Annotated in this window: 15 protein-coding genes; 7 read left to right on the top strand and 8 right to left on the bottom strand. The window is 34.5% G+C overall.

Annotated elements, in window-relative coordinates; all coding sequences use genetic code 11:
- Positions 1-118 precede the first annotated feature (118 nt).
- On the top strand, positions 119-1,489 hold the full coding sequence (gene mgtE, locus CLV33_RS02785) for a magnesium transporter (protein WP_193744444.1): 1,371 nt from the start codon (positions 119-121) through the stop codon (positions 1,487-1,489).
- Positions 1,490-1,689: 200 nt separating this feature from the next.
- Here mgtE and murI read toward each other — a convergent pair whose 3' ends face one another.
- The 8 genes from murI to CLV33_RS02745 form a co-directional block, all read right to left on the bottom strand.
- On the bottom strand, positions 1,690-2,469 hold the full coding sequence (gene murI / locus CLV33_RS02780) for a glutamate racemase (RefSeq protein ID WP_105472611.1): 780 nt from the start codon (positions 2,467-2,469) through the stop codon (positions 1,690-1,692).
- A gap of 128 nt (positions 2,470-2,597) precedes the next feature.
- On the bottom strand, positions 2,598-3,104 hold the full coding sequence (locus CLV33_RS02775) for an OmpH family outer membrane protein (RefSeq protein ID WP_042244317.1): 507 nt from the start codon (positions 3,102-3,104) through the stop codon (positions 2,598-2,600).
- Between the two features lie 36 nt (positions 3,105-3,140).
- Complete coding sequence (locus CLV33_RS02770; protein ID WP_105472610.1) at positions 3,141-4,160, bottom strand: OmpH family outer membrane protein; 1,020 nt, start codon at positions 4,158-4,160, stop codon at positions 3,141-3,143.
- Positions 4,161-4,335: 175 nt separating this feature from the next.
- Entirely contained in the window at positions 4,336-6,948 is a 2,613-nt protein-coding gene (gene bamA / locus CLV33_RS02765; RefSeq protein WP_105472609.1) for an outer membrane protein assembly factor BamA, read from the bottom strand.
- Positions 6,920-7,660 (bottom strand): isoprenyl transferase, encoded by a 741-nt coding sequence (locus CLV33_RS02760; protein WP_105472608.1) that lies wholly within the window; start codon positions 7,658-7,660, stop codon positions 6,920-6,922. The genes bamA and CLV33_RS02760 overlap by 29 nt, the downstream gene beginning before the upstream one ends.
- Positions 7,660-8,346: a type IX secretion system protein PorG gene (gene porG, locus CLV33_RS02755; protein ID WP_042244429.1), complete on the bottom strand. Its 687-nt coding sequence runs from the start codon at positions 8,344-8,346 to the stop codon at positions 7,660-7,662. The genes CLV33_RS02760 and porG overlap by 1 nt, the downstream gene beginning before the upstream one ends.
- Before the next feature lie 345 nt (positions 8,347-8,691).
- A complete protein-coding gene (locus tag CLV33_RS02750) occupies positions 8,692-9,576 on the bottom strand; it encodes an NAD kinase (protein ID WP_042244320.1) in 885 nt (294 codons plus the stop codon).
- 3 nt (positions 9,577-9,579) lie between these two features.
- Entirely contained in the window at positions 9,580-10,239 is a 660-nt protein-coding gene (locus CLV33_RS02745) for a CBS domain-containing protein (protein ID WP_105472607.1), read from the bottom strand.
- Between the two features lie 88 nt (positions 10,240-10,327).
- Here CLV33_RS02745 and CLV33_RS02740 point away from each other — a divergent pair, with 88 nt between their 5' ends.
- The 6 genes from CLV33_RS02740 (at position 10,328) to clpX (ending at position 15,895) form a co-directional block, all read left to right on the top strand.
- Positions 10,328-11,041, top strand: a complete 714-nt coding sequence (locus tag CLV33_RS02740) for a pyridoxine 5'-phosphate synthase (protein WP_105472606.1) — start codon at positions 10,328-10,330, stop codon at positions 11,039-11,041.
- Positions 11,042-11,098: 57 nt separating this feature from the next.
- A complete protein-coding gene (locus CLV33_RS02735; RefSeq protein ID WP_105472605.1) occupies positions 11,099-11,863 on the top strand; it encodes an alpha/beta fold hydrolase in 765 nt (254 codons plus the stop codon).
- Between the two features lie 35 nt (positions 11,864-11,898).
- Complete coding sequence (locus CLV33_RS02730) at positions 11,899-12,246, top strand: phage holin family protein (RefSeq protein ID WP_105472604.1); 348 nt, start codon at positions 11,899-11,901, stop codon at positions 12,244-12,246.
- 131 nt (positions 12,247-12,377) lie between these two features.
- Complete coding sequence (gene tig, locus CLV33_RS02725; protein WP_105472603.1) at positions 12,378-13,706, top strand: trigger factor; 1,329 nt, start codon at positions 12,378-12,380, stop codon at positions 13,704-13,706.
- 208 nt (positions 13,707-13,914) lie between these two features.
- Entirely contained in the window at positions 13,915-14,589 is a 675-nt protein-coding gene (gene clpP, locus CLV33_RS02720) for an ATP-dependent Clp endopeptidase proteolytic subunit ClpP (protein WP_042244325.1), read from the top strand.
- A 73-nt stretch (positions 14,590-14,662) separates the two neighbouring features.
- Positions 14,663-15,895, top strand: coding sequence for an ATP-dependent Clp protease ATP-binding subunit ClpX (gene clpX / locus CLV33_RS02715; protein WP_042244326.1), 1,233 nt, complete (start codon positions 14,663-14,665; stop codon positions 15,893-15,895).
- Positions 15,896-16,008 lie beyond the last annotated feature (113 nt).

Here is a 16,008-nt window from a genome sequence, read left to right as displayed (position 1 = left end):
GAATTGTACCGAGACGTTATTTTTAGAGCGTTTAAATTATTTAAGTTCTTAATTCAGCTATTTTTAGCGATAGCTTCAAAATAGCTGCGTGAACAAACAAATAAACCATTTCCATAAGATGGAAGACGAAAACGAAAGCATACAATTTGAGCTAACCGATGCCCTTTTACAGCAGGTTGAAGGCTATGTAGCATCTAACGATGACAAAGCACTTCAAAACTTACTAAAAGAGTTTCATTACGCAGACATTGCTGAGATTTTAGATGAACTTAATCTAGAACAGGCTATTTATGTTATAAAATTGCTGGATTCTGAAACGACTTCTGATATTTTAATGGAGCTCGATGAAGATAATCGAGAAAAAGTATTAAAAAATCTTACCGCAAAAGAAATTGCTGAAGAGGTAGAAGAGCTAGATACCGATGATGCAGCTGATATTATTGCAGAACTTCCTGAAGAACGTCAGCAGGAAGTTATTAACCGTATTGAAGACGAAGACCACAAGGCAGAAATAAAAGAGCTTTTAGCTTACGACGAAGATACTGCTGGTGGCTTAATGGCGAAAGAGCTTGTAAAAGTATATGAAACTTGGACGGTTGCAGGGTGTTTACGCCGTATTAGAGGGCAAGCCAAAGAGGTAACACGGGTGCATTCTATTTATGTGGTAAATAAAGAAGAAAAACTTATAGGGCGTTTGTCTTTAAAAGATTTAATAGTCGCCAAAAGCGAGCAAAAAATTGCAGACATATACATTACTAGCGTAGATTATGTAGACGTAAATGAAGATGTTGAAGAGGTTGCCAGAGTTATGGCAAAATACGATTTGGAGGCTATTCCTGTAGTAGATGAGAATAAAACACTCTTGGGGCGTATTACCATTGATGATATTGTAGACGTTTTAAAGGAAGAAGCCGATAAAGATTACCAAATGGCTGCGGGTATTACCGGTGATGTAGACTCAGATGATAGCATATTACAACTCACTCGTGCACGTTTGCCATGGTTGTTTCTAGGGCTTTTAGGAGGTATTGGTGCGTTTATTATAATGGAAGGTTTTCAAGAAGCGTTTAGTAAATATGCTGTACTTTTCTTTTTTACACCACTTATAGCTGCTATGGCGGGTAACGTGGGCGTACAGTCTAGTGCAATTATTGTACAAGGTTTAGCTAACGACGATGTAAAGGGTAGTGTAAATAGTAGATTACTTAAAGAAATGCTCTTAGCAGCACTAAACGGACTTATACTTGCCATATTTTTGTTTTTGTTTGTATGGTTGTATAACGGTGAAATGGATAAGGCGCTAGCCATTTCTACCTCACTTGTAGCCGTAATTATTATAGCGGGTTTAATAGGTACATTTGTGCCTTTGTTTTTAGACAAACGCGGTATAGATCCGGCCATTGCTACAGGGCCTTTTATTACTACAAGTAATGATATTTTAGGTATTTTGCTTTATTTCTGGATTGCAAAAATGATTCTTGGGATTTAGTATTTGGGCGTTACCCACAAAGGGTCGGGCTTTCCGCTATATCTTTTTAAAACGTCAAAGTCTAAACGTCACTGCAAGTTTAGCGAAGCAATCTCATTGTTCAAACAGATTACTTCGTCGTGCCTCCTCGTAATGACGGGATATTTGTTAGGTTTTTAAAAAGGATGCCGCATCAATCCCTAACGCGAATTCAGGAAAAATTAAAATTTAAGATATTCAACATTTAAGTGTTCGCCTAAAAGCGATGCCATTACATCAACACTGCCATTGGTGTAAAATTTAAGTTTTGGCTTAGTAATTTCAGTATTCAATAAATTATTTTCAATTAAAACAGCTTTTGTTTGTCGTGCTACTGCCGCACCAGAATCTATAATCTTAACATTTTTAGGTAGTAATTCTAAAAGTATAGGCATAAGGTAGGGGTAGTGTGTACAGCCCAAAACTAGATAGTCTATATTGGCGTTAAGCATGGGTGTTAAGTATTGTACTAAAAGCGCTTTCATTTCATCAGAATACAATTTGCCATTTTCAATAAGTTCCACAATGCCTTTGCCTTCGCGTTCAATAACTTTAATGTGGCTTGCAAAACGCCCCGATGTTTTAGAAAATAAAGCACTAGACAATGTACCTTTAGTGGCTAAAATACCTACGGCATTCGTTTTAGTACTTAAGGCAGCAGGTTTAATTGCAGGCTCTATACCAATAAATGGTACATCGTAAGTTTTTCGCAAATACGCTATAGCATTTGTAGTTGCCGTATTGCAGGCCACCACTATAAGCTTACATTTTTTTTTAAGTAAGTACTCCGTGTTTTTTACGCTTAACTCAGTAATTTTATCGGTTCCTTTTGAGCCATAAGGCGCGTTAATGCTATCGGCAAGATAAATGGTATGTTCATTGGGAAGCTGTAGGTGGATTTCCTTCCATATAGAAGTACCGCCAACACCAGAATCAAAAATACCAATAGGGTTATTGCTCATAATTTTTAATTAAGATAAAATTATTGAATTTTATCCATATAGTGTCATTTTAATTTGGGGTTAAAAAATAAAAAAGCTGCTTTCGTTTAAAAAAGCAGCTTTAAAGTAAGTTATTGTAAAAGGGTAGATTAAATTCCTAAAGATGCTTTAACATCGGCTAGCAAATCTTTACCATCTGCCATAATAGTTACGCCTTGTGAAGAATCTAATACATAATCAAAACCTTGCTCTCTAGCTACTTTTAAGATAGCTTCTTTAGCTTTTTCGGTAATAGGTTTTAATAAATCAAATTCTTTTTTCTGTAAATCTTGTTGTGCTTGTTGTTGGAATTCACGAATACTTTGTTCCATGGTTTGTACTTCCTTAGCACGGTTTGTGTTTTCTTCTTTTGTTTTTGTAGCGGCTTCTTTATCGTATAGCTCTACTTTCTTTTGGAACTCAGAACCTAAACTCTGTAATTCTGTTTGATATGTTTTAGAAAGCGTTTCTAGTTGAGATTGCGCTTCCTTCATCTCTGGCATAGATTTAATTAACTCTTGCGTATTTATATGTGCAATTTTGCTTTGTGCTCCAACAAAACTTACCATACCTATACATAAAGCAGTTGCGAATAAAATTGATTTTAAATGTTTCATTTTCAAAATAGTATTAATGTGTTATAATTTTAAAGTTTATTTACTGTTGTTTATGCTATCTCTAACTTTTTGTTTTTCTTCTAGCGCTTTTTTTCGTTCTTCTAATATTTTTCTTTTTCGTTCTTCTAGTTCTTTTTTACGTGCCTCTCTTTCGGCTAATTTCTTTTTTCGGTTTTCTTCAATTAACTCTGCTCTTGTTTTAGTTATTGTATCAGTGCTTTTTGAAGTTTCTTCTTTGGTAGCTTCGTTTTCTGTTTTTGAAGCAGTTGTTTTGTTGCGTTCTTCTAATTTGGCTTGTTTTGCTTTTTCGCGTTCTTCTAATATTTTTTGACGTCTTGCTTCTGCTTCCTTTTTCTTAGCCTCTCTTGCAGCTAAAATTTCTTGTCTGCGTTTTTCTACAGCACTTTCCCTCGCTTCTTTTTTCTCTTCTAGAGCTTTTTCTCGTGCTTCTTGTTCTTCATTAATTTCTGGTACGGTTTCTTCTTCTTCGGCAGCTTTACGTTGTGCTTTATTCTGTGCTTGTCGTCGTTTTGAAGATCGTGTAATAGCTCTTAAAACTTGGTCGCTAATATCAAATCGTTCTGCTGAGTACAACATTACAACATCTGCAGATTTATCAAAAATAAAATCGTACTTTCTACTTTCTGCCATATCTTGTACTGCGGCAAAAATTTGATCTTGAATAGGCTGCATTAATTGTTTTTGTTGAATCATTAAGTCGCCATTAGGACCAAAACGTTTTTGCTGATAGTCTAAAATTTCTTTTTCCTCAAACATGATATCTTCCTCACGTTCCTCAATAAGCTCATTTGTTAACAATACTTTTTCGTTGCTTAAATCTTTGCGTTTTTGAGCGATTTCAGAAAGTTTTCCTTGAATTTCGTTTTTCCACTTTTGTGCTTTGTCATCTAATTGAGACATGGCTTCTTGATATTCTGGTACGTTTTCTAATATGTACTCAGTGTCTATGTATGCAATTCGTACACCACGTTGCGCGTGTACGGAAATGCTTAGCATAACTACCAATGTCAATAAAAAAAGAACGTTTTTTTGCATCTGTGTTATCTTTTAATTTATAGTTTATAAATTCTAAAAACGACAGATGATTTTTTTTCTGCCACTCCTTTGAATTGTATCTTCAAAATTAACGCAATTTAATCTTAAAAATTTTAATTCTCATCTAAATCATCAAACTGTTATTAGAAAATATCGTGCCAAAATGTTTTTTCGGCTAAAATTGCTGCCCAATTATAAAGTGTGTTTCCCATCCGTTTTTAACAGTTCCTCCTGGAATAGGATCGAAACCATGACCAAAATCTATACCTAATAAACCAAAAGCAGGCATAAATATACGAACACCCAAACCAGCGGAACGTTTTACATTAAATGGATTAAAATCTCTAAAACTATTGTAAGAGTTACCACCTTCTAAAAAGCCTAAAGCATAAATTTTAGCTGAAGCTTTTAAGGTAATTGGATAACGTAATTCTAATGAGAATTTGTTGTAAATACTTCCACCATCTTGAGTAGAAAGCGATTGGTTGGGGTAGCCTCTTAATTGCACTACTTGTCTTCCGTCTAGTGCAAAGTTTCCTAAACCATCACCACCAACAAAAAAGCGCTCGAAAGGAATAACACCTCTGTCGTTATTGTAGGCGCCCAAGAAACCAAACTCCACGCTTGGTCTTAACACTAAATCTTTTGTAATTTCTGTATACCAATCTGCTTTAAAATTTACTTTGTAGAATTCTAACCAATTAAAGCGTTCCTGGTCTATTTCACTTATTCTTTCGCTTGCAGCTAGCCTAACTTCTTCGCTATTGGTTCCATCATTTAATATGTCTTGGTTTTCGCTACGTTCTTCGCTTAATGCCTCATAGTCTACACCATCAAAAAGCGACCAAGGCGGTGATAGTTTTGCAGTGATTGAAAAATTAGAACCACCTGTAGGGTATATGGGGTCTATTCTGGTGTTGTTTCGGGTTAAACCAATGGTGTAAGATAAGTTTTTAGAACTACCATCACCAAAAGTAAATAGCCCCGTGTTGTAATTATTTAAATCGTAAACTTGATAACTCAAAGCTTGGGATAACGTAAAATAGTTGTCTGGTACTGTTAAACGTTTTGCTAAACCTAAAGTAATACCAGTAATATTAAAACTTCTGCTTCTATCTGCATTACCTGTAAACCTGTCAAATAAAAATTGTTTAGTATGCGATATGGAGGCAGAAAATTGTACAGGACGTTTACCGCCTAACCAAGGTTCAGAAAATGAGAAACTATAGGTTTGAAAGAAGCGACTTGCCTGTAAGCGTAACGCTAATTTTTGACCATCACCCATTGGTATAGGTTGGTAAGCCTCTTTGTTAAATAAATTTCTTATAGAGAAATTGTTGAATGAGAGCCCAAGGGTACCAATAAAGCCACCACCACCGTAACCACCTTGAAGTTCTATTTGGCTAGATCCTGTTTCTTTAACCGAAAACTCCATATCTATAGTACCTTCGTTGGGGTTTGGATTCTTAAAATCAGGTGCGATTTCTTGAGCGTCAAAAAAGCCTAACTGCCCTAATTCCCTAACTGTTCGAACTACATCGGCCTTACTGTATAATTGCCCGGGGCGGGTTCTTAATTCTCTGTAAATTACGTGGTCGTTGGTTTTATCGTTTCCAACTACTGAAACATTATTGAAGTATGCGGGTTTACCTTCAGAGATTCGTATTTCTAAATCTATAACATTATCCTTCGCACTAACTTCTACGGGATTTATTGAGGAGAACAAATACCCGTTATTTTGATATAAGTTAGCAATATCATCACCATCAGGTTTTGTATTATCCTGAATACGTTTTTGTAGCATTACACCATTGTAGGTATCGCCTTTTTTAATTCTTATATATCTATCTAATTGCTCGTCTGTATAAACTGTGTTACCTATAAAACTGATGTCTCCAAATTTATAAAGATCGCCTTCTTCTAGTTCAATATGAATCGAGATGGTCTTATCATCGTTCACACTGATACTATCTGAAATAATTCTGGCATCACGATAGCCGTTTTCGGCATATTTGTCTATTACACTGGCAAGGTCTGCTTGATATGCAGAATCTATAAATTTAGAACGTTTTAATATGCGCAAGCGATTAATTTTTTTTGTGCTTTTCATGGCTTTTCTAAGCACCTTTTCTTTTAATGCAGAATCGCCTTTAAAAATAATATCTTTAATTTTTACCTTTTCGCCCTTATCTACTGCAACAACCATATTTACCCTAGCATTATCTATAGAGTCCTTTATTTCTATGGTGTTAATATTTACCTTAGTATTGTAAAAACCGTTTTTCTTATATTTTTTTTCAATGAAGTTTTTAGTGGTAGTGATAAGGTTTTCGGTAACTTTTACACCTTTTTTTAGCTTATTATCGTTAATAATACCTTCTATTTTTCCTTTTTTTACACCAGTAATTTTTACGTCTACTAATTGTGGTAAATCTGATAGTTGGATTTCTAAAAAGGCTTTATTGCCTTCAATATTTTTTAGGTAAACCTCAATATCGCTAAACAGTTTAGAGCTCCAGAGTTTTTTTATGGCATTAGCAATATCCTCACCAGGAATTTTAATTTCATTGCCTTTTTTTAAACCCGAATACGCTACAACGGTTTGCTCGTTAAAACTTGTGTTTCCTGAGACAGAAACACCACCAATTACATAAGTTTCACCACTTTCGAAGTCTACTTCTTGCGCCTGAAGTGTAAAGCTAAACACAACAATTAGTATTGCGATACATTGTTTTAGGTAAGTTTTCAATAGAAATGTATTAGCTAAGTTGTTCACTTGTTTTCCCAAATCGTCTTTCTCTTTTTTGATATTCTATAATAGCTTTATACAAATCTTGTTTTGTAAAATCTGGCCAAAGGGTATCTGTAAAATACAATTCGGCGTAAGCTATTTGCCAAAGCAAAAAATTACTAATACGTTGTTCGCCACTTGTTCTAATTAGCAAGTCTACGTCTGGTAAATTTTGCGTGTAAAGATGCTTATTTATAATTGATTCATCAATAGCTTCGGGCGAAATTATGTTATTTTTAACTTTATTGCTAATTTCTTTAACAGTGTTTAGCAATTCTTCCCTAGAACCATAACTTAGTGCTAAGGTTAATGTCATTCTTGTATTGTTTTTGGTAGCTTCCATTACTTCATGAAGCTCTTTATATACCGTATTAGGGAGCAGATTTAAGTTGCCTATGGCAGCAAGCTTTATGTCGTTATCTTGAAGCGTCTTTATTTCCTTTTTTAAAGACGATATTAATAACTTCATTAAGGTTTTTACTTCTAGTTTGGGGCGTTTCCAATTTTCGGTAGAGAATGCATACAGTGTTAAATTAGGCACACCCAATTCTGCCGAAGCTTCAACAACCTGTCTTACCGATTTTGTGCCATTTTCATGACCAAAAGCCCTTAACATACCTTTTTGTTTAGCCCAACGGCCGTTACCATCCATAATTATGGCAATATGCTTGGGTAGGGCTTCTAGTAGTATGTTGTTTTTTAAATTCATTAATTAATGCAATAGCATGGGTTTTCCCCAAAGGTGTATGTAAGGGTTATGCCCGAAAATGTATACCAATCGTTATTATTTATGTTTCCAAACCGAAATTGTTGTCTAGTATCGGCTTTGGGTACACTTCCATCAATTTCATCAGTAAAGGTGTAGCGTGCGCCAACTTCTATACCTAATATAAAATTATCTATTAGGCGCATTTTAAAGCCTATTGCCATTGGAATACCAAAGGCCCAACTTTTACTGTTTTCTGAGGTTTGGGTGTTGTTTATAAAAAAATAATTATTATAACGTGCCAAACTTAGCCCTGTGTAAAGGTAAGGTGTTGCTACGGGTTTGCCGTTGTGTAAATTAAAATCCATAAAAGTAAACTCCATACCGGCAGAAATTTCGAACATATTATTGTTAAAGCTATACCCACGTTGCTGACGTCTTGGGTCGTCTGAATCTAAATCTACACCTTCTAATTCAGTAAAAATCATTGAAATTCTGTAAGAATGTCTTGAGCTTCTGTTCCATTTATATATGCCTCCAAACGCCGCTTGGTTTGGTGAAATATAATCTGTAGCGCCAACATCTCCAATAAAGTTGCTGCCTCCCGCAAATATACCAATTTCATTGATTTGAGAGAAACTAAGTTGTAGCGTTAATAAGCTTATTATTAATAGGTTTACGTGCCGCATAGCCATTTAAAGTTTGCAAATATAATAAATAAGATGAGCCTATCGCAATTTGTATTGAATAGTATGGATGTAAAACAGATTTTAAGCGGAATTATTGTTTGTTTATCAAGAATAGATTCTAAGAGTTCCCTTGCATCTCGGGCTTGCAGTTAGGTTTTACTTGCTTCCAGATTACTCGTGGGAGATAAAGCATTAGCCTGTGTTGAGCACAGTTAAGGTGTTTAGTCCCTAATGTGGTCTCATCTATTAAGTTCTGTATTCAATACTGTTTTTACAGTTAGTATCTAATACTAGAGCTTCGAAAAGTATTGGGTTCCCTTACTTTGGGCAGGTTAAGAGGGGCTACTAATTACGCCTGTCTTCGCCCCAAAGCATTTTTTTGCGAAGTGTTTTTAAAAAGCTTTCGTCTAATAAATCAATCATTTTAATTTTAAAGTTGGCTTTTTTAATTTTTATAATAGTATCATTATTCAAAGTTGCAATTCTAGAGTCTAAAGACACCAAATGTTGTTCTTCGCGACCGCTTACTCGTAATTGTATTTCGGTAGAATCTGGTATAATTAGTGGTCTTGCACTTAAATTATGGGGCGCAATGGGTGTTAAAACAAAGTTGTTGGCGCCAGGTGTTATTACAGGACCACCACAGCTTAGGGAATAACCAGTAGAACCTGTGGGTGTAGACACTATTAAGCCATCGCTCCAGTAAGATGTTAGGTATTGGCCATCCAGAAAAGTTTCTACAGTAATCATAGATGTAGTGTTTTTTCTGCTTACTGCTATTTCATTTAGTGCAAAATTTAAATTTAAAATATCTTTGTTTTCTGGAGATGTTTCGATGGTTAGTAAACTACGTTCTGAAATTTTGTACTTACCGTCAAGAATGTTTTGAACGGCCTTTTCTATGTCTTCAACCTGAATGGTTGCTAAAAAGCCTAGTCTTCCTGTGTTAATACCAACTATAGGTATATCTAAATCCATTACAAAGGTTATGGCTCTTAAAATGGTACCGTCTCCACCAATGCTCACTAACAAATCAAAAGATTCGTCTAGGTGTTTAAATGTTTCAAACGTATCATAAAATTCGCGTTTTGTAGAAACAGATTTTATGAGTTCTGAGAATTCAGCTTCAATAAGTACATCTACTTCTTTTTTTGCAACATAATTGAGGAGCGTATCTACCGATGTAAGCGTATACTTATTATTAAAACGACCAAAAACGGCTAACTTCATACATTAAATATTTAAATATTTTCTTAAATAATCCGATCGTTCTTTTAAGCTCTGCGTAAAACTATCTTCTTCGTGTCCAGATGCTATATTGTAACTGTAACGTCTAAAGGTTTGTATAATATCGTTAAGTCCTGTATTGCCAATTTTTAAAGTAACCTGTACAATATCATTCTTCATTTTAGAAATAAATGCTCCAAGAAGTTTGCCGTTGTTAGATTCTACTATTTGGCTTATTTCGCTAAACGAATAGTCGTTAATATTTTTTTCTACGACTAAAACGCCTCCCGCTTCATAAAAAAATGGCGACTCGTTAAAAAGGCCAATAACATCATTAAGCTCGTAGTATCCTATATAGTCTCCTTTTTCGTTTAGTACAGGCATAATATTAGCCGAGTTTTGGGCAAAGGCTTCTAAAACATCTAGCCACATCGTGTTTTCCCTTACATAGAAATCTTCTAAACTGTATAAATAATCGCTTACCAACTTATCGCTATCAAAGCAATGTACATCGGTTTCAAAAAAAGTACCAGCAAACACGCCATTATTGTCCTGTACAGGAATATGCGAATAGGTAAGTTGATTAAAAAGTTCTTGCAACTCGCTAATTTTGCTACTGCTTTTTACAGGTTTAATATCGTTTATTATAAGTTCTGAAAGTCTCATGGGTAATATATATTACAACGCAAATTAATCAAAAAAAAGCTACTTAAGCCTGTTCTAGTTTGTATTTTTGTGGTTTAAAACAGAATTAATGACAAAGTTAAGCGTAAATATTAACAAGATAGCAACTTTAAGAAACTCTCGTGGTGGCGATGTGCCAAACGTAGTAGATTTCGCAAAAGATGTACAGCGTTTTGGTGCAGAAGGTGTTACCATACACCCAAGACCAGACGAGCGCCATATTCGTTACCAAGACGCAAGAGATTTAAAACCAGTAGTGTATACCGAATTTAATATTGAAGGCAACCCAGTAAAATCGTTTATGGATTTGGTGCTGGAGGTAAAACCTACCCAAGTTACCTTGGTGCCCGATGCCGAAGATGCCATAACCAGTAATGCGGGTTGGGATACTATTAAGCACAAAGACTTTTTAATTGAGGTGATTTCTGAATTTCAGAAAAATGGAATAAGAACATCTATTTTTGTAGACCCAGTTTTAAAGCAAATTGAAGGCGCTAAAGCTACCGGTACAGATAGAATAGAATTATACACAGAGCGTTTTGCACATCAATATGGCCTGGGCAATAAAGAAGGGATTAAGCCCTACACAGAAAGTGCAGTTTTGGCTAACGAACTGGGTTTGGGTATTAATGCAGGACATGATTTATCGTTAGACAATATTCAGTTTTTTAAAGAAAATATACCCAACCTTTTAGAGGTGTCAATAGGGCATGCCCTAATAGCTGAAAGTTTATATTTAGGTGTTGAAAACGTGATACAAATGTATTTGCAAAGGCTTAAATAGATGTTTATTGTGTGGTTCTAAAATTCAAAAATTGTTAATCGTTAATCAAAAATCATAGTGTTACTACATTCAAACATATTAGGGGAAGGATATCCATTTGTAATCCTGCATGGGTTTTTAGGAATGGGTGATAATTGGAAAACTCATGGAAAGAACTTTGCAGAATTAGGGTATGAAGTGCATTTAGTAGATCAACGTAACCACGGGCATAGTTTTCATGATACTGCATTTAGCTATGAAGTGCTGGCAGAAGATTTAAAAAACTATTGTAAAGCCAAAAATTTAGAAAACATTATCCTTTTAGGGCATTCTATGGGAGGCAAAACAGCTATGTTGTTTTCAACAGAATATCCAAACTTGGTTTCTAAATTAATGGTAGCCGATATTTCTCCAAGGTTTTATCCTGTACATCATGATACTATTTTAAACGGATTGAGCGCATTAGATTTTGATGTGATAAAGAGTAGAGGTGAAGCCGATAAAGCTTTAAGCGAATATGTGTCTGATTTTGGAACACGTCAGTTCTTGTTAAAGAATTTATATTGGGTAGAAAAAGGGAAACTAGGACTTCGTATTAACTTAGAAGTGCTAAAAGATGAAGTAGCCGAAGTTGGCGAAGCGCTACCAAGTTATGCAAGATTTGATAAAGAAACTTTGTTCTTGCGTGGAGACCGTTCAGAATATATCGGTCCAGAGGATGAACGCATCATAAAAAATCATTTTTCAAATGTTGATATTGTAACTATTCCAAATGCAGGACATTGGTTGCATGCAGAGAACCCAAAAGATTTTTTTGATGCTGTTATGGCATTTATTAAATAATATATTTTGTACTTTTAAACTAAACAAAGAAGCTTATGAAACTCATTTTAAAACTTTTACTAAACGCACTAGCCGTTTTTATTTTAGCATACCTATTAACTGGTGTAGCTGTAGATGGTTACGTTGGCGCACTTATCGTAGCACTTGTACTGGCAATTCTTAACGTGCTAGTAAAGCCAATATTGGTAATTTTTACACTGCCGGCTACTATTTTAACCCTTGGGCTTTTTCTGTTGGTTATCAATGCCGTTATTATTCTTTTAGCAGACAAACTGGTAGATGGGTTTGCAGTTGCAAATTTCTGGTGGGCAATACTTTTTAGTATCCTACTCTCCATATTACAATCTATATTACATTCACTTTTAAAAGACGATAAAAAGTAGTCTGTAAATCAGTATATTAAAAACTTTGTTGGGATGTAAAAATATACTAATTTTGCATCCCAATTTTGTTAAAAGATTTTAAGGTGTAAAAACCTAAACTATTAAATGCCAAATAGGCTTATTTCATAACAATGAATATTACAAGAGAAAACTTAGATGCATTAAATGCGGTAGTTAAAGTAGACATCGCTAAAGAAGATTATAGTGATAAAGTAGAGAAAATTTTATCAGATTACCGTAAAACTGCCAACATTCCAGGTTTTAGAAAAGGGCATGTGCCAATGGGAATGGTAAAAAAGCAATACGGTAAAGCAGTATTGGTAGATGAGGTTAATAAACTCTTACAAGATGCATTAAACAAATATTTAACAGAAGAAAAGCTTGATGTGTTAGGGCAACCGTTACCAAAACCTCAAGATAATATAGATTGGGATGCCGATGGCTTTTCTTTTGAATTTGAATTAGGTTTAGCACCAGAATTTCATGTAGAGCTTAAAAGCAAAAAGGCCATAACGCACTATAATATTATTGCCGATGATAAAATGATAGATGAGCAAATAGAGCGTATACAAAAGCAATATGGTAAGTTAGTATCTCAAGACACTGTTGAGGAAGACAGTGAAATTACGGGTACTTACACCAACGAGGAAGAAGACATCGATAATACTGTAACCTTAACGCTAGATAAGTTTAAAGGAAAAGCAACATCAAAACAATTTATAGGTGCTAAAGTTGGTGACGTTATTATTTTAAAAACAAAAGGACTTTATGATGATGACCATGAATTAATGCATGCGTTAAAAATAGACCATGATAGAGCTCATGGTTTAGATATCGAAGTATCTTTTACAATTACTGAAATTAACAAACGTGAGTTGGCAGATTTAGATCAAGATTTGTTTGATAAACTATTTGGTAAAGGTGAAGTAACATCGGTTACCGAGCTAAAAGCTAAAATAAAGGAAGATGCTGAAAAGCAATTCAAACAACAATCTGACCAAAAATTATTAAACGACGTTACCGAATACCTAGTAGACAATACTAAGTTTGATTTACCAGGAGAGTTTTTAACCAAGTGGATGCAAGCCTCTGGAGAAAATGAAATGGATGCAGAACAAGCTAAAGAAGAATACGAAAAGTCTGAAAAAAGCTTGCGTTACCAATTAATTGAAGGCAAATTAATTGAAGATAACAACATTCAAGTTACCGTAGAAGACATAAAAGCACATGCTAAAGAAATGATAAAGGTACAAATGGCACAATTTGGCCAAATGAATCCTTCAGACGAGGAACTCGATGGAATTGCTGCTAGAGTACTTGGAAATCAAGAAGAAGCACGTAGAATTTCAGAACAATTAATTAGCCAAAAACTAATAGAATTGTATAAAGAAAAAGCAAACTTAAAGGTAAAGGAATTGAGTTACGAAAACTTTGTTAAAGAAGTTTACGGCGACAAATAATCAAATAATAATTCATTATATTTATGCGCTTGAATCTTTAAGATTCAAGCGCATTTTTAGTTAAACACAATTATAGTAAATCTTAAAATTTGCCATAAGCTGTAAGTTGAACTAATCCCGCTTTTTTTTGCGGGATATTTTGTAAAACTTTAAATTAATACATCTAGATGTAAGTCAAGATATTAAAATTAAAACGATAAAGCCTACTATGGATTACGCTAAAGAATTCGAAAAATTCGCAATTAAAGATCAAGGAATAAGCAGTACTTACTACAATAAAATTATTAGTAGTATGTATCCTACCAACCTTACCCCTAACATTATAGAAGAACGCCAAATGAACATTGCTATTTTTGATGTGTTTTCGCGTTTAATGATGGATAGAATTATATTCTTAGGTACAGGAATAAACGATCAAGTGGCCAACATTATACAAGCGCAATTACTGTTTTTAGAAAGTACAGATGCCAATAAAGATATTCAAATATACATTAATTCACCAGGTGGTAGTGTTTACGCAGGTTTAGGTATATACGATACTATGCAATTCATTAAACCTGATGTAGCTACCATTTGCACTGGTATGGCAGCTTCTATGGGTGCAGTATTATTATGCGCTGGAGAAAAAGGTAAGCGCAGCGGTTTAACACACTCGCGCGTTATGATTCATCAACCAATGGGCGGCGCACAAGGGCAAGCAAGCGATATTGAAATTACTGCAAAAGAAATTATAACACTAAAAGAAGAACTCTACAAAATAATTAGTAAACATACAGGACAAGATTACGACAAAGTATACGAAGATAGTGATAGAGACTATTGGATGAAGGCCGATAAAGCTAAGGAATACGGTATGATAGACGAAATATTAGCTAGAAACTAAAAAAAATCGTACTTTTACGAGTCCTAATAGAAACAGTAAATTTTAATTTACTACTCTTAAATTTAACTGATTAATGGCAAAAGAAGAGTTAGAATGTTCGTTTTGTGGTCGTAAAAAACCAGAAACCAATTTATTAATAGCTGGTTTAGATGCGCATATCTGCGATAGGTGTATCGAGCAAGCACACGGTATAGTTGTAGAAGAATCTAAACAAAACGACACTAATGATTTATCGGCGGAATTAAAACTTAGAAAACCACAACAAATTAAGGCCTTTCTTGACGAATACATTATTGGTCAAGACATGACCAAAAAAGTAATGTCTGTTGCAGTTTACAACCATTACAAACGTTTATTGCAGCCACCAACAAATGATGATATAGAAATACAAAAAAGTAACATCATTATGGTTGGTCAAACAGGTACAGGTAAAACATTAATGGCCAAAACAGTAGCTAGAATGTTAAACGTGCCCTTGGCTATTGTTGATGCCACAGTGCTTACCGAAGCTGGATATGTAGGTGAAGATGTAGAAAGTATCTTAACACGTTTGTTACAAGCCGCAGATTACAATCTAGAAAAAGCAGAAAAGGGTATTGTGTTTATTGACGAAATAGATAAAATTGCCCGTAAAAGTGATAATCCATCCATTACTAGAGATGTTTCTGGAGAAGGGGTGCAACAAGCACTATTAAAGCTTTTAGAAGGAACAGTGGTTAACGTGCCACCAAAAGGCGGAAGAAAACACCCAGACCAAAAATTTATTGAGGTTAACACCGAAAATATCCTATTTATTGCTGGGGGTGCTTTTGATGGTATAGAGCGAGTTATTACAAAACGCTTAAATATGAAAGCGGTTGGTTATGCTGCATCAATGTCTGATGAGGTTATAGACCAAAACAACCTACTGCAATATATTATTCCAAAAGATTTAAAAGATTTTGGGCTAATCCCAGAAATTATTGGAAGACTCCCAGTATTAACGTACATGGATCCTCTAGATGCTAAAACACTAAGAGCTATACTTACTGAGCCTAAAAATGCCATTATTAAACAGTACAAAAAACTGTTTGCTATGGATGAGATAGATTTTACCATAACCGATGGCGCATTAGGGTTTATTGTAGATAAAGCTATTGAGTATAAGCTAGGAGCAAGAGGTTTACGTTCTCTATGTGAAGAAATTTTAACAGATGCTATGTTTGAATTACCAAGTAGTAACGATAAAAAGCTAAATGTTACCAAAAGTTACGCTGAAGATAAATTAAGTAAAACAACACTTAAAAAACTTAAAGCAGTGTCTTAGGTAACAGGTGTATAGATTAACTAAGGGCATTCTAAATTTATTTAGGATGCTTTTTAATGAAACTATGTTTTGAAAAGTTAAAACGCATTCAAAATATTAAGTTGAATTAATCC

It is taken from the genome of Jejuia pallidilutea (assembly GCF_002973595.1).
In the GTDB taxonomy this organism is placed as follows: domain Bacteria; phylum Bacteroidota; class Bacteroidia; order Flavobacteriales; family Flavobacteriaceae; genus Jejuia; species Jejuia pallidilutea.
The sequence above is the reverse complement of the archived record's forward strand: the minus strand, read 5'-3'. Positions and strand labels throughout refer to the sequence as shown.

What these genes read in the sequence shown, in the direction of transcription:
- CLV33_RS02730 (WP_105472604.1), top strand. Translation starts at nt 11,899, where the DNA reads ATGAAACTCATTTTAAAACTTTTACTAAACGCACTAGCCGTTTTTATT.
- CLV33_RS02745 (WP_105472607.1), bottom strand. Translation starts at nt 10,239, where the DNA reads ATGAGACTTTCAGAACTTATAATAAACGATATTAAACCTGTAAAAAGC.
- CLV33_RS02770 (WP_105472610.1), bottom strand. Translation starts at nt 4,160, where the DNA reads ATGCAAAAAAACGTTCTTTTTTTATTGACATTGGTAGTTATGCTAAGC.
- CLV33_RS02750 (WP_042244320.1), bottom strand. Translation starts at nt 9,576, where the DNA reads ATGAAGTTAGCCGTTTTTGGTCGTTTTAATAATAAGTATACGCTTACA.
- murI (WP_105472611.1), bottom strand. Translation starts at nt 2,469, where the DNA reads ATGAGCAATAACCCTATTGGTATTTTTGATTCTGGTGTTGGCGGTACT.
- CLV33_RS02760 (WP_105472608.1), bottom strand. Translation starts at nt 7,660, where the DNA reads ATGAATTTAAAAAACAACATACTACTAGAAGCCCTACCCAAGCATATT.
- clpP (WP_042244325.1), top strand. Translation starts at nt 13,915, where the DNA reads ATGGATTACGCTAAAGAATTCGAAAAATTCGCAATTAAAGATCAAGGA.
- CLV33_RS02740 (WP_105472606.1), top strand. Translation starts at nt 10,328, where the DNA reads ATGACAAAGTTAAGCGTAAATATTAACAAGATAGCAACTTTAAGAAAC.
- mgtE (WP_193744444.1), top strand. Translation starts at nt 119, where the DNA reads ATGGAAGACGAAAACGAAAGCATACAATTTGAGCTAACCGATGCCCTT.
- CLV33_RS02775 (WP_042244317.1), bottom strand. Translation starts at nt 3,104, where the DNA reads ATGAAACATTTAAAATCAATTTTATTCGCAACTGCTTTATGTATAGGT.
- porG (WP_042244429.1), bottom strand. Translation starts at nt 8,346, where the DNA reads ATGCGGCACGTAAACCTATTAATAATAAGCTTATTAACGCTACAACTT.
- clpX (WP_042244326.1), top strand. Translation starts at nt 14,663, where the DNA reads ATGGCAAAAGAAGAGTTAGAATGTTCGTTTTGTGGTCGTAAAAAACCA.
- tig (WP_105472603.1), top strand. Translation starts at nt 12,378, where the DNA reads ATGAATATTACAAGAGAAAACTTAGATGCATTAAATGCGGTAGTTAAA.